The sequence below is a fragment of the Paenibacillus chibensis genome (genome assembly GCF_004001045.1).
Taxonomy (GTDB): Bacteria; Bacillota; Bacilli; order Paenibacillales; family Paenibacillaceae; genus Paenibacillus_AQ; species Paenibacillus_AQ chibensis.
On the sequence record NZ_BIMK01000036.1, the window covers coordinates 65,300 to 79,389 of the forward strand.

Here is a 14,090-nt window from a genome sequence, read left to right on the forward strand (position 1 = left end):
ATTACATTCAATGCTGGAGCAAGCGGCTCCACTTGCGCCAAAAACGCCAGTGCTGCGGGTGCTGCCGGTTCATGGCCTGCATCGCTTCCTGGATAAATTGATTCTGGCTGTCGATCAGGTTGGCTTCGTAAGGCGCCGATAGCCGTTTATATTGCCCATTGCCGGACATCTGCCTTGCCTTGTCATTGTCCCGGAGCATGACGTCCAGATGATGAAGGATACGCTGCTTCAGTCTGGGATCATACACGGGACAGGCCGTCTCGACGCGGCGGGTTGTGCTGCGTGTCATCAAGTCCCCTGACGATATATAGATGGAGCAGTCCTCGTCCGCACCGAAGCAAAAAATACGGGAATGCTCAAGGAAGCGTCCAACGATGCTGCGGACCGTAACGTTCTCCGTATATTCGGGAACGCCCGGCAGCAGGCAGCAAATCCCTCGAATGATGAGCTGTACGGGAACGCCCGCTTCCGAGGCTTCGGACAGCTTTTGGAGAATTTCGATGTCCGTCAAGGAATTCGACTTCATCAGAATCCGGCAAGGCTCGCCACGCCGGGCTTTCTCGATTTCCCGATCCATGCACGCAAGTAGAGGCTGCCTGAAATGATTCGGTGCCACGAGCAAGTGCTGATATTGCCCCTCCAGATTGGACATCGCCATATTTTTGAAAAAGGTGTCCGCATCACGCCCGATTTCTTCATGCGAGGTCATGATGGAGATATCCGTATATAATTTGGCCGTCTTTTCGTTGTAATTCCCGGTACTGATATGCGTAATATATTGAATTCGATTCCGGTCTTTTCGCGTGATAAGGCATATCTTGCTATGTACCTTATAGCCCTCAACGCCATAGATAACCTGGCAGCCCGCCTCTTCAAGCCGTTCCGCCCATTCAATATTATTCTGTTCATCGAACCTCGCCTGCAGCTCAATCAAGACGGTTACATCCTTCCGGTTTTCCGCCGCTCGGCTTAAGTATTGCGTAATGATCGAGTGCTGAGCCAGCCGGTAAATCGTGATCTTGATCGAGACGACTTGGGGATCTTCGGCGCTTTCCTTTAACAGCTGCAAAAAAGGGTCCATCGAATCATACGGATAACAAAGCATCATGTCTTCTTTCAGGCACCACTCCGTTATCGTAGGATAGGCCTGCGTTTCGAGAGGATTGTATGCCTGAAAGGAAGGATACATACACTTCAGTGTTAAATGCTTCGGCATGCGCTGGATCAACTCAAACGGGTAATTCATGACGATGGGGGCCGCGCTGTTAAACACCTGGTGGCGGCTCAGATGCAGCTTGTCACATAACAATTGCCCGACACGCTTGGGAAGAAGGCCCTCGACCTCTAACCTTACCGGCGCCAGACGCGACCGTTTCTTGAGCGTCTTCTTCATCAGGAGACGGATATCGTCATCGTCTTCGTATTCCAGGTTCTCGTCATCCAGCGCGATATCCGCATTCCGGGTCACCGAGACCAGATGAGCGCTGCTCACTTTATACATATTGAACAGCTGCTTGGCGTACCCCAGGATGACATGGCTGGTCAACATATATCGAAAGGATTCTCCCGGCAGCTGAATGAAATCCGGAAACGATGGGGATACCGGTATAATGCCAAGCGTATGGCTCTTGTCCTCAAAACTGCACATCACATAGGGCTGCTTATTCATCAGATGCGGGAAAGGATGATGCGAATCGACCACAACCGGCGATAAAATCGGGAAAATATGCTGTTCATAATAATCTTCAATGAACTTTTTCTCCTGCTTGTTCAGGTCCTCCATACCGACGCGGTAGATCTGAAAGTTCTGCAGGGCTTGTTCAATCTGGGCGAAAATAGCGTTTCGCTTCTCATAGAATGGTTCGGTGGCCGCAAAGATAGCATCCAGCTGCTCCTGGGCCGTCCATCCGGTCTTGTTGTCCCGGTGCTCCTCCTTCATGACGGACAAATCCGTCAAGCTGCCCACCCGAATCATATAGAACTCATCCAGATTGCTGGTGAAGATGGACACAAACTTCAGGCGTTCGAACAGCGGAACCCGCTCGTCCATCGCTTCTTCCAGCACGCGCTCATTGAACCGAAGCCAAGACAGCTCCCGGTTCTGCATATAAAGGGTTTGAGATTTCAATGGCATGGAGGTGATCATGTCTTTTCCCTTCCTTTGGTTAAGCGATCATATAAAAATCCTTCACGAACGCCCGAGCGGCTGATATGTATCACTTCGCTTCCGAAAAACGCAGCGATCTCATTCAGCAGGATCATGCCGGGAATCAGGGTGTGAATACGATCCGGCGCCTTCAGCAAAATAGGAGCAATATGCTTCTTTTTATGATTTTTAAAATGCCCGAGCATCCTTTGCAGTTCCTCGACAGTTAATAGATTTCCGTTGTCCGTGTCGCCAAGAACGCCTTTCAATTTGAAGGAAGCGCGAATCGTGCCGCCAACGCCGCAAATCGGCAGCGGGCCCAGATCATCCGGAACAGCAAGAGCATGCAGCTTCATGCGTACCAGCTCTGCGATGGCTTCTCGTTCTTTCTCCGACGGAATGATTTTCTGGACACATTTTTCATAGGCGTTCAAGCACCCGATCGGCAGGCTGTCGCTGTAACGAATTTCGTTATTTTGAAAAATCGCAATCTCGGAGCTGCCTCCGCCAATGTCGACGAGTACTCCCTCCGCCAGCTCTACGCTTTGCATCGCTCCCACATAGCTGAGTCTGGCTTCTTCTTCGCCGGAGATTACTTCCACCTCAATTCCGGTGTTGTCCCGAATCGCATCGACCACTTCCTGGGTATTCGCAATATTGCGGATCGCAGCCGTCGCGAATACATGGATGCTATCGGGCTTCACAGGCAGCTGCTTCAGCATGTTCATGTAATCTTTCAGGGTCTGGCAGACCAGGCGTATGCCCGCGTCATTCATGCTCTTTTTTTGGATATAATGGACCAGTCCTGCCATGGTCTTGCGATGAAATAATATCTGTGTATTCTGATCTTCGTATTGATATACGGTCAAACGGATGGTATTTGATCCGACGTCGACAATCGCAGTAATCAACTCTGTTCACCACACCTTAAATCTTCGTTTTCTTTCATATATTAATCTTGAATTGTTATCGCAATGTAAAATCATGAAGATATCTGCGAAATAGACGCAGAAATGATGCTATTTTGTCATTTTTCATAATAAGCGGGCTCGTATGGATGAAATAGGATATCTCATGCTATCTGTGACACCCTGGCTGTTTCATCGTTTAGACACTGCTCCGGCAGCAAAAAAACCGTCAAGTACATGGAGCCTCGTACTTAACGGTTTTATTCAAATTTGATCGTCACTTGAACCAGCCCTTCTCTTTAAAACGCGTAATGGCTTCCACCCGGTTCGTGACCTGGAGTTTATCGAGAATGACGGAAATATAGTTCCTCACGGTTCCTTGCGTGATATACAGCTGACTGGCAATTTCCTTCGTGTTTCGCCCGTCCGCGATCAGACCGATGACATCCTTCTCCCGCTGGGTCAGCGGATTCTCCTCGCCTGAGGCATCGTCTACCAGCTCCGAGGCATAGATCCGCCTGCCTGCCATGATGCTCCGTATGGATTCCGCCAATTCCTCACTGGGGCTGTCTTTCAGCAAATATCCGTTCGCGCCGGCTTTAATGGCCCGTTCGAAATATCCGAACCGCGCAAAAGTCGTCAGGATCATCACTTTGCAGCCGCTGCCCTTCAGCTCCTCCGCGGCCTCCAGCCCGCTTTTCCCCGGCATTTCAATATCCATGATACAAATATCCGGCTTCAACTCGCGAACCAGCTTCACGGCATCCTCGCCGTTATTTGCCTGGCCCACGACCTGCATATCCTCTTCCAGATTAACCAGCGATGCAAGCGCGCCAAGCACCATCCGCTGGTCCTCCGCGATGACGATTCGAATCACAGGACCACCTCCTTATTCGGGTGTTTCACGATGTTCGGCACCGTGATGATAATCTTCGTTCCAGGGTCTGGGCTCGAAGCCACCTCCATGCAGCCGTTCACGAACTCCAGCCGCTCTTTCATGCCGCGCAGTCCGCTGCCTTTGGCCAAAAGGGAATCCCCTCCCATGCCCATTCCGTTATCTATAACTTGAACCGTCAGCTCGGTCGCTGACGAATCGATGATGATCGAGCAGACCGTCGCATTGCTGTGCTTGACCACGTTCGTTACCGCTTCCTTCAAACACATGCTGAGCACGTTTTCCGCCAGAAGCGACGTGCTGTTCAGAATCGGATCTCCGGTCAGCACGAATTCAATCTCCGCCGCCTTCAGGATCTGTTTGATGCGGAACATCTCGTCCTCCAGGCGCGTGCCGCGCATTTGGGTCACCATATCCCGCACCTCATTGAGGGCGTTTCTGGCCGTTTGACGCACGTCGTTGATCTCGGCCTCCGCCTGTTCCGGGTCGGTCTTCATTAATCTGCCGGCCAAATCGCTTTTCAGCCCGATCAGGGAAAGCTTCTGTCCCAGCGTATCATGCAGATCCCGGGCAATGCGTTGACGTTCCTCCAGCTTCACCAGCTCGGAAATCCGTTTGTTGGCATCCTCCAGCTGTATCTCCAGTTTCCCCCGCTTATTCCGGTAGTATGTGGTAACGGGCAGCAGAATCACGGCGATGAGACTGATCAGCACAAACGGGGTTTGCGTAATCATAACGGGATCCTTCGTCACGTAGCCGTAGTTAATCGTCGCGATCGTCGTGACCAGATGGAGGGTATACAGCACCACAAATCCGGCCCGGTGATGAAGATTGCCGATAAAAAACGCAACGAAAAGCGCGAAGTATACATAACCGAAAAGCAGCGTCATCGCGATCGAGATCAGCATCTGGATGGATGTCCAAAAGTACACCAGCCAGCCCTTGGAGACAAAGGACAGCACATAGCATCCAAAAAAGGCAAGAATCATCAGAACGCCGAATACCACATGAATCGTTGACGAAGACCGGAAAATGAAATAGAAAGGAAGAATATAAAAGACGACCCACACGTAGGGGCTAAGCCCCGTGCTTCGGTGAAATATTTGATACCATTTCTGCAAGGCGTTTCCTCCATGGCATGCGATCGATAGTTACGTTTTATTGTATCATATTCCGAGGCGTTGGTTATTCCCCTTGCATGCTTGCTCTTGGACTCGGGCTCGGAACGGGTTTCTTTTCCCGTTTGGCCTGCTGCATGGAGTTTTTCAACTGTTTAAAGCTGATGAATGCCTTGTTCTGCTCGTCCCAAAGACGGAATCTCAGCGAAGCCAGGCTCGTAAGCAGCGTAATCGTCGTGGCCTTCTGCAGCGGCGGGGTTGAATTATGCGCCTTCTCCAGATTGTAGTTAGGAACCTTCGGACTCAGGTGATGAACATGATGAAAGCCGATGTTTCCCGTTAACCATTGCAGCCATTTCGGCAGCTTATAATACGAGCTTCCTTCCACCGCCGCCTTTACGTAGCTCCATTCGTCTTCATGCTCGAAATAAGAATCCTCAAACTGATGCTGTACATAAAATAACCAAATGCCGAGCATTCCGGATACGAATATGATCGGAAGCTGAATCATCAGAAAGACCTGCCATCCAACGGCCCAGCAGAGCGATGCATACAGGATCGCAATCGAGACATTCATGACATACGTGTTCAGACGCTCCTTCGGCTTCGCTCCTTTACGGTTGAAGCGATAGGACAGCACAAACACGAATATCGGTCCAAGACCCAGCATGACGACCGGATTGCGATAGAAACGGTAAGCCACCCGGCGGATCAACGAGGCGGCAGCGTATTCCTCCACGGTCATGACCCACATATCGCCGATCCCCCGTTTATCCAGGTTACTGCTCGTGGCATGATGAATGGAATGCGAGTTTTTCCACTGCTGATACGGAACCAGCGTGAGGACACCCGTTATATTTCCGAGGATTTCGTTGGCCTTCCGGTTCTGAAAAAATGAATAATGACAGCAGTCATGGAATATGATGAACGTCCGGATCACGAACCCCGATGCCAGAATCAGCAGGGGCAGGGTGATCCAATACGATACAGACAAGCTTACATATGCGGCGTACCAGAGCAATAAAACCGGCCCAATCGTGGATACGAGCTGCCGAATGCTCGACTTCGTATTGCTTTTTTCAAAGGGAGCCATCTCTTTCCTTAAATTCCTTACTTTCGATTCCGTCGTCATATGTCTTCCTCCCTGAGTGGATGCATGGAAACCGTTCGCGGCATATCGCTGAACGCCTTCTAATCTCAGTATAGGAAGTCACCTGCTGCCCCGGTAGTCATGAACATCAGGTATGAAGTATGACAAATGTCATATAGACGACTCCGAATCGGTGCTGAATCGCTCAAATTGCTTGCTGTGCAGATCGGTATAAACCCCGTTGTTCCGCAGCAGCTCCTCGTGGTTTCCTTCCTCGATCATGGTGCCATCCTGCACGACCAGAATTTTATCGGCGGCCATGATCGTGGAGAGGCGGTGAGCGATCACGATGCTGGTTTTGTCTTGCAGAAGAAGATGCATCGCTTTTTGAATGTAATATTCGGATGCCGTATCCAGCGAGGAGGTCGCTTCATCCATAATAATAATGGACGGGTTTTTCAAAAGGACCCTTGCAATGGAAATCCTCTGCTTTTCGCCCCCCGACAGCTTGATGCCCCGGTTCCCGACGACCGTGTCGTACCCTTCGGGTAACCCCATGATAAATTCATGAATATATGCCGCTTTGCACGCTTCGATCATCTCTTCCTCGCTCGCTTCGCTGCCAGCGTACAGCAAATTTTCACGGATTGTCCCGTTAAACAGATAGCTGTCCTGGGTGACAAGGCCAATCTGTGAGCGCAGGGATTCCAGCGTCATGTCGCGAATATCCGTCCCGCCGATCCGGATGCTTCCGGCATCCAGCTCGTAAAGCCGCGGAATCAGGTTGGTGATGGTCGTTTTGCCGGCTCCGCTCGGGCCGACCAGGGCGGTCATCGTGCCTGAGGCTGCGGTGAACGAAATGTGCTGCAGGGCCTGCTTATCCTTCTGATACGCAAAACATACGTCTTCGAAAACGATGTCTTGTCCCGTCAGGTCCACGGCCTTGGCATGGGGCAGATTCACGATTCCGGGCTTCATATCAAAATAATCGAAAATACGCTCAAACAGCGCGATTGATCTTTTAATATCCACATACAGATTCGTCATTTGGCCAAAAGGGCCGTAAATCCGGCCTAGCAGCGCCACAAAGCTGATAATCGCACCGACCGTGATTTCCCCCTGGATGAACAGATAACCTCCGTAGAGATAGATCAGCATCGGCCCCAGGCTCGTAAACGTAGACAAAATCATCATGAACCAGCGGCCGGCCATCGATTCACGGATCTGCAGTCGCGTCGACTCCCGGTTAATGGTTCGGAAGCTGTCATACTCCTTCTCTTCCCGCGTGAACAGCTTCATTAACAGATAACCGCTGATGCTCAGCGTTTCCTGAATGATATGGTTCTGCTCGGACATCTTCTCCTGCGTCTGCTTGGCCAGCTTCCATCGCACGTTGCCCATTTTCCTTGTCGGTATAATGAACAGCGGCACGATCAATATGCCAATGATGGCAAGCTTCCAGTTCATGATGACGAGCGTGGCGACCGTGGTGGATAACACGAACAGATTGCTGGCAAAATTGATCACCGTGCTATTGAAGACGCCTTGAATGCCGGAAATATCGCTCGTCATCCGCGTAATCACTTCCCCCTGCTTGACGGCGGAGAAAAACTGCAGCGGCATCCGCTGCAAATGGCTGTACATCTGATTCTTCATATCGTAAACGATGCTTTGAGAGATAAACGAATTCAAATAGCTCTGTAATACCCCGAGCAGTCCTGACACGACCGTGGTTCCGAGCGAAATCAGCACCAGCTCCGCCAGCAGCTTCATATTTTTATCGGGAAGCGCATGATCGACGATCCGCTGGATCAGAATCGGCGGCAGCAGCCCCAATATGGACGAAACCAGCAGGATCATCAGCACCAGCGTCGTCTGCTTCCAATACGGCTTGAAATACTTGAAAATACGCAGCAGCATGGCCTTCGAAATATTGGGCTTCTGCTGGCTGTCATCGAATTTCATCCGGCCAAAGCCCGCACCCGGCATGCCTCCCCCATACATTTTGGACATCGTGTTCCCCCTATAGTTATGAATATAATGAATACCTATTGACTAGATAATAAGGTACCTGTATGATAATGTCAAGGTACCTTATTATCAGGTGCCTGAATAATAAGGAGGAACGAACCGATGAACGAAAACGAAAACGAAATTGAAAATAACGCAAGTTTAATGGAACAGTTTTTTCAGTTTATTATGCTGCTGCGCAGATATCAGTTTCATGTCCGCGGGGATCAGGAGCATTTTGGAGACCCCCACCGGGGACAGGGACGGGTGCTCGCGCTTCTGAAAATAAAGCCGGAAATTACCCAGAAGGAGTTGACGTATTTGCTCAATATGCGCAATCAGTCTCTGGGTGAGCTCCTCACCAAGCTGGAGCGCAGCGGCTTGATCACGAGAGCCCCGTCGGAGCAGGACCGCAGAGTCATGAACGTCAAACTGACGGAAGCCGGGGCGGAAGCCGCCGATCAGCTCGAACAGCGGCAGCAGGATGAGAACAAGCTCTTCGATTGCTTGAATGAAGATGAGCAGGCCAAACTAAGCGAATATTTGAATCGCTTAATCGGTCAGATGACGAAGCAGATCGGGGGCGGAGCTTCCTCCGAGCAACATCCCGGGGATTTCTGGGGTGGGCATGGACGTCATCGCCCGCACGGCAAAGGGCCTCATGGGTTCCGGTTTCAAAGAAAACCGGGCTTTCCGTCCTTTGGATGGGGACCAGGCAGAGCTCCGTTCGATGAACGCTTCGGCGGACCGCGCTCCGGACAGGATCAGGGGCAGGACTGAGCGTTTCAGAGCATCCGTCGTGCAAGTTCACCATATAAGTAGGATCCCCCAGTTTTGGATACAGGCAGCCGGGCATGGAAGACTTCCGGAGGCACTATGGCTTGATAAGAAATCGGAAAAAGGCCTCTCAGATCGAACTCTGAGAGGCCTTTTCGCTAGCCCGCAATATATTATCTCAATTTCGCTTCCGCCTCTAAATCTGCTTGCGTGATCTCCCTGTCCTTATAATAATATTTCATGTCGTGTTCATTGATGTGACGCAGCACTCTGCAAGGATTGCCAACAGCCACAGTATTAGCTGGAATATCCTTCGTCACGACACTTCCCGCACCTATGACGCTGTTTTCTCCAATAGTCACCCCAGGACAAATAACGCTGCCGGCCCCGATCCAGCAATTATTCTCGATCTTCACTGGTTCTGCATACATATATTCTCTGTATGCTGGATGGATCGGATGGCCAACGGTTGCGATCGTTACCGCCGGACCGAACATCACATTTTTTCCAATCACTATTTTCGTATCGTCTACAAAATTACAATTAAAGTTAATGTAAGAACCGTCACCAATTTCAATATTCGTTCCATAGCAGAAATAAAAAGGAGGCTCAATCCATGCTTTCGTTTCTCTGCCAAATATGACGTTCATCAGTCTGGCACGTTCTTCCAATGTATCCGGTCCTGTCGCATTGAACGCTATCATTCTTCTTTTGGCGTTGGCCCGGTCTTCAGGCAGACCCTCACAATAATCCGTAAATAGCTTACCGTTAGCAATTCTTTCTCTCATGGTCATACCTTAGCCACCTTTCTTAATTAAAATCTCGCGTAATGTTGTTCAACCACCTGTATTGGCGGTATCGTATAAAGGCGATCGGTATTTTAATCACCTCGTCTAAACTGATGACTGCAAACAGAACCATAGGATGCGCATGCCACACAAATGCGCTTAAATAACTCAATGGTAAAACGACTCCCCACATTACGGCAAGATCGCACCAAAACCCAAATCTGGAATCGCCTCCAGCCGGGAATATTCCACCAATCATGGCCGAGTTCAACGACTTGCCAATACAATAATATGCGCATATATAAAGCATTCCGTTAAGATAGCTCTGTGCCGTATCATTCAAATTCACGAGATGAAACACAGCGGGTTTTAAAAGTAAAATGACGATTCCAGCCAGTGCTCCAAACAGGAGTGCATACATACTGATCCTGTTCCCCGCCTCTACGGCCATCTTCTTATTGCTGCTTCCTAAATATTTGCCGACAAGGACGGCGCCTCCGCTAGAAATTCCACTGCACAGCACGATGGCCAGGTCCTTGATCACGGCTGCAACAGCATTAGATGCAACCAGATCGGCGTTTACATGCCCCATGATCGCGGTTGTCGCAGTTAATGCACCTCCCCATATGATGTAATTGGCCTGAACCGGAAGGGTGTATTTTATAAAATCTTTACGCAAGAAGCTTTCGGCTTCATCACGCATAGGCAGGTGAAATTGCACATCCCCACGTGTTAATGAATAAACGATGCAGCATCCAAGCTCGATAAAGCGTGAGCCAACGGTTGCTACCGCAACACCGGCAATCGCTTTATCAGGCATACCAGGGTAAAAAACGAATAGGCATAATGCATTGAAAGCGATGTTCAAGATTAGGCAGCATGTGCTGATCAGGGCGCTAATGCGTACCTTCTCCATACTCTTCATTACACTTAGATACATCTGAGAAAGTCCCATAGCCATATAAGAAAATGAGATCACACGCAGAAAATTTGAACCATAGGTGATTAATTCACTGTCATTTGTGAATATCCGCATCAGTACATCCGGAAAGCATAGGGATATTAGGAAAAAGACAATGGATATCCCTAATGAATACGTACTGGCAATACGAAGAATACGCTGTATGGCTTCGATATCCTTCTTTCCCCAGTATTGAGCCGTAAGGATTCCAACCCCTGTTGCAAGGCCCATGTAGAACAGAGTCAACATGAAAGTGATTTGCCCTGCCAAAGACACCGCCGACATTGCAGATTGACTCACGGAACCAAGCATCATGACGTCGACCATAATGACGGATGCTGAAATGAGATTTTGGACAGCAATAGGAATCACCAGGCGTACCAGTTGACGATTGAAATCACGACTCCCAGGCAGTCCTGATTGCAGCTTTGATTGCACAACATTCCCCCTTTCCTGAGTGTTACAATATAAAAATAGTACATCCCTTAAAAGAATTCCATCAGAATAGAGTATAATAATATCAAAATCGTATTTTATCGAGGATGTGGGAAAGTGCACAGTAAACTGGAAGTCTATTCTGATTTATCGGAGCGTTTAAACTACAACATGCCGAATTTCCAGCTGTACGTCCGTCAAGGGACGCTGCGCCAGTTTGACAAGTATGCCGCTGCATGTCATTGGCATCCGGATATAGAGTTTATTTTAGTTCTTGAAGGGACAATAGACTTTTTTGTAAACGGAAAGACGGTGCATGTAGGGAACGGGAACGGGATATTTGTGAACAGCAAAAGATTACATTACGGTTTTTCTTCTGATATGACGGACTGTTCGTATATCGTGGTCGCTGTGCATCCTTCATTGCTTGGCCGGGAGCCGTGGGCTGGAAAAGAGTATTGGGATGAGAAATTCGGTAAAAATTCTGCTGATTATGTATTGTTAACAGATACAATTAACTGGCAGCGGGAAATTCTGTTCTCGATCCCTCCGATTTATAACGAGATGCACAGTTCCACACGTAATCCGCTTCGCTTGCTATCCCAGGCCATGTCTCTATGTGCCTCTGTGGGAGATTATTTATCTACAAGTTCAGGACACATGACAGACGATCCGTTTTGGGCAGCGGCTTGGAAAATGACCGATTTTATTCATCAGCATTATGAGAACAAGATTACGCTTGAGGAAATCGCCGCTGCTGGTTCCGTCTGCAGGAGCAGATGCTGTGACCTGTTCAGCAGTTATTTGGGTCAAACACCGAATGCCTATCTGACACGGTATCGAATCCAGAAAAGCTGCGAGATGCTGCAAGAAACCGATAGAACGATTAGTGAGATCGCTATGTCCTGCGGGTTTCAAAGTTCAAGTTATTTTTCCTATGTGTTTCGTAAGGAGTTAGGGCTGACTCCGCAGAATTACCGGAAGCAAAGTTTCAAGGAGAACCGTAATGCCCGTTAGTTAATGTGAAGGACCGGTTATCGTTTCGAATGGAATATGCGAATGGAGTTTTAGCAGTGAATGTGACCCGAAGCAAAGGTATGCGAAAATTCTTAGAGATCATAACAAAAAACACCTTAGGAAAGCAGGACGTAGATCCCGCTTTTCTCTAAGGTGTTTCTGTTTGCCCCAATAGGGGGAAAATGCAGGTAATCGCTGTTACCCCGAGGAGAAACCCTTGCTATGAGGGCTCAGCCCTCATCTTACATCATGCCGCCCATAACACATAGGCAGTTTCATATGTTCTTTGAGTGTTTTCTTGAATTTCCAGTCCAATATTCAAGAAAAATCGTTCCTTTAAGTCCAGGTGGAGACAATGCGTTCCTCATGTTTGTGGTCAAAATGTGGTCAATTGGTGGTCACGAAATTATTCAAATAAAGGGATGAATGCAATGTCAAAAATGCCCCTCATCCCCTTCAAAAATTTATTTGATTCGAACATTGTCATTGCCATCTAAACGTTCATAACGTTGTTTACTCAGCTTCTATGCTCGAATAGTACTACACTACCGCGTCGCGCCCTATTCCTCCATATGATCTAGCATCTGTTCATTCAGGTGATCCTTAACAGCTCGCCAGTTGGGGTAAAATCTGTCCATGTACGCCCTAAAGATTTCGTTATGGCTTCTTTCCAACAAATGCACAAGTTCATGTATAATAACATATTCAAGGCATTCAGGTGTTTTTTTTGCTAATTGTAGATTAAGCCATATTCTCTTTGCTTCAATATTGCATGTGCCCCATTTAGTTCGCATATTTTTTACTTGCCATTCGTTCGCCTTTACTCCTACAAGCTTTTCGCATTTCTCAAATACAGGAGGAATTGCTTCTTTCAAAATTTCGCGATACCAATTCTCCATAACATTGGCACGCTGCTGTAACGTACTATCCCGGCGTACTTGAAGGACAATCTTCTGACCGGAGACAAAAACATCATTACGGATATTGCTGTATTCTACATCCAAACGATAGCGCCTTCCCCATAAGTAGTAGCTTTCACCAGCTACATACTTGCGTTCCGTTTGCCTTAGTTGATTCTTAAACTTTTGTCGTTGTTTTTTAATCCATGAGATATGCGATATGGCAAACATTCTGATAGCATCATCCGTAGCAGACATAGGGGCAGTTATTCGCACCTTGCCATCAGGAGGAACTACCCTAATATACATATTTTTAATTTGTTTCTTTTCAGCGATTATCTCAATACCACTAATCGTTAAGTTTATCATCAGTATTCACTCTGTTCGATTACTATTTTCATCAATTCATCAGCCTTTAATTTATCGCCGTGCAAAGCAGCTTCAATTGCACGTCGGATTTTACGTTCTTTCACAATGTTTCCTCTAAAGCCATCTAAACGTGAATCAAGAACGGCATTGTGAATACTTAATGCAAGCTTCTCATCTCCATCCAAGTTATCAAATAGCGCCCGTACTGCTGCACTATTCCTTACACTTTCAGGATAACGTGAGGTGTTTTCCGGTTTACGTATGTCTTTTGCCAGCTCTACAATTTTCTTGAGGTATTCTTCGTAGTTGATAACTTCACTTCTTCGTTGCTCAATGATTTCCCGTAACAGCGCAGACATCTTTTCATAGTATTTAGGATTGCTCTGCTGTTTCTCTTTAATTTCTTTTTGCACATTGTTTTCAATTGTTTCGGCTACTGCATCTTGCTCTTGCTTTGTTTCAGAAGGTATATCTTTGATAGGATCAACGCCAAGTTCAACAAGAAGTTGAACTAACGGTATGTCACCAAATGAAGATAACACTCTACTCGGGTTAGCGGAAAGATAAGTATCTATCAAGTGCCGCATATCAGGATCGTACCCTTTCAAATCGATATAATCGCCACTCGCCGCACGAACTACATCACGCACTTTAATAAAATACTGGACTTCTTTATC

At 48.0% G+C, this 14,090-nt stretch carries 11 protein-coding genes and 1 pseudogene; 2 read left to right on the forward strand and 10 right to left on the reverse strand.

Translation table 11 applies throughout. The features are described from left to right. Positions 1–7 precede the first annotated feature (7 nt). From ppk1 to PCH05_RS22605, 6 genes are all read right to left on the reverse strand, one after another. Positions 8–2,134, reverse strand: coding sequence for a polyphosphate kinase 1 (gene ppk1, locus PCH05_RS22580; protein WP_164766765.1), 2,127 nt, complete (start codon positions 2,132–2,134; stop codon positions 8–10). Positions 2,135–2,142: 8 nt separating this feature from the next. Further along, positions 2,143–3,057: a Ppx/GppA phosphatase family protein gene (locus tag PCH05_RS22585; RefSeq protein ID WP_127606132.1), complete on the reverse strand. Its 915-nt coding sequence runs from the start codon at positions 3,055–3,057 to the stop codon at positions 2,143–2,145. A gap of 274 nt (positions 3,058–3,331) precedes the next feature. Continuing rightward, positions 3,332–3,931, reverse strand: a complete 600-nt coding sequence (locus tag PCH05_RS22590) for a response regulator transcription factor (RefSeq protein WP_127606134.1) — start codon at positions 3,929–3,931, stop codon at positions 3,332–3,334. Then, the gene (locus PCH05_RS22595; RefSeq protein WP_127606136.1) at positions 3,928–5,070 is read right to left on the reverse strand and encodes a sensor histidine kinase; all 1,143 of its coding nucleotides are present in this window, start codon (positions 5,068–5,070) and stop codon (positions 3,928–3,930) included. The genes PCH05_RS22590 and PCH05_RS22595 overlap by 4 nt, the downstream gene beginning before the upstream one ends. Before the next feature lie 64 nt (positions 5,071–5,134). Beyond that, positions 5,135–6,199: a Delta(5) desaturase DesA gene (desA, locus tag PCH05_RS22600; protein ID WP_127606138.1), complete on the reverse strand. Its 1,065-nt coding sequence runs from the start codon at positions 6,197–6,199 to the stop codon at positions 5,135–5,137. Between the two features lie 129 nt (positions 6,200–6,328). Beyond that, complete coding sequence (locus tag PCH05_RS22605) at positions 6,329–8,170, reverse strand: ABC transporter ATP-binding protein (protein ID WP_246049903.1); 1,842 nt, start codon at positions 8,168–8,170, stop codon at positions 6,329–6,331. 120 nt (positions 8,171–8,290) lie between these two features. Between PCH05_RS22605 and PCH05_RS22610 the strand changes: the two genes are divergently transcribed. Then, positions 8,291–8,947 (forward strand): MarR family winged helix-turn-helix transcriptional regulator, encoded by a 657-nt coding sequence (locus PCH05_RS22610; RefSeq protein ID WP_246049905.1) that lies wholly within the window; start codon positions 8,291–8,293, stop codon positions 8,945–8,947. A gap of 170 nt (positions 8,948–9,117) precedes the next feature. Here PCH05_RS22610 and PCH05_RS22615 read toward each other — a convergent pair whose 3' ends face one another. Both PCH05_RS22615 and PCH05_RS22620 read right to left on the reverse strand, forming a co-directional pair. Beyond that, positions 9,118–9,738, reverse strand: coding sequence for a sugar O-acetyltransferase (locus PCH05_RS22615; protein ID WP_127606140.1), 621 nt, complete (start codon positions 9,736–9,738; stop codon positions 9,118–9,120). A 16-nt stretch (positions 9,739–9,754) separates the two neighbouring features. Next, positions 9,755–11,131, reverse strand: coding sequence for an MATE family efflux transporter (locus tag PCH05_RS22620; protein ID WP_127606142.1), 1,377 nt, complete (start codon positions 11,129–11,131; stop codon positions 9,755–9,757). Between the two features lie 114 nt (positions 11,132–11,245). Here PCH05_RS22620 and PCH05_RS22625 point away from each other — a divergent pair, with 114 nt between their 5' ends. Continuing rightward, positions 11,246–12,145 carry an AraC family transcriptional regulator gene (locus PCH05_RS22625; RefSeq protein ID WP_246049907.1) on the forward strand — a complete coding sequence of 300 codons (900 nt, stop codon included), beginning with the start codon at positions 11,246–11,248 and terminating at the stop codon, positions 12,143–12,145. 560 nt (positions 12,146–12,705) lie between these two features. Here PCH05_RS22625 and PCH05_RS22630 read toward each other — a convergent pair. Together PCH05_RS22630 and PCH05_RS22635 are read right to left on the reverse strand one after the other, a co-directional pair. Further along, positions 12,706–13,413, reverse strand: coding sequence for a M48 family metallopeptidase (locus PCH05_RS22630; protein ID WP_127606144.1), 708 nt, complete (start codon positions 13,411–13,413; stop codon positions 12,706–12,708). Then, positions 13,413–14,090 (reverse strand): annotated as a pseudogene (locus PCH05_RS22635) (restriction endonuclease subunit R); the annotation flags it as partial. The pseudogene PCH05_RS22635 and the gene PCH05_RS22630, both read right to left, overlap by 1 nt.

Coding starts and splice junctions, on each gene's coding strand:
- desA (WP_127606138.1), bottom strand. CDS start 6,199: ATGACGACGGAATCGAAAGTAAGGAATTTAAGGAAAGAGATGGCTCCC.
- PCH05_RS22605 (WP_246049903.1), bottom strand. CDS start 8,170: ATGTCCAAAATGTATGGGGGAGGCATGCCGGGTGCGGGCTTTGGCCGG.
- PCH05_RS22630 (WP_127606144.1), bottom strand. CDS start 13,413: ATGATAAACTTAACGATTAGTGGTATTGAGATAATCGCTGAAAAGAAA.
- ppk1 (WP_164766765.1), bottom strand. CDS start 2,134: ATGCCATTGAAATCTCAAACCCTTTATATGCAGAACCGGGAGCTGTCT.
- PCH05_RS22610 (WP_246049905.1), top strand. CDS start 8,291: ATGAACGAAAACGAAAACGAAATTGAAAATAACGCAAGTTTAATGGAA.
- PCH05_RS22615 (WP_127606140.1), bottom strand. CDS start 9,738: ATGACCATGAGAGAAAGAATTGCTAACGGTAAGCTATTTACGGATTAT.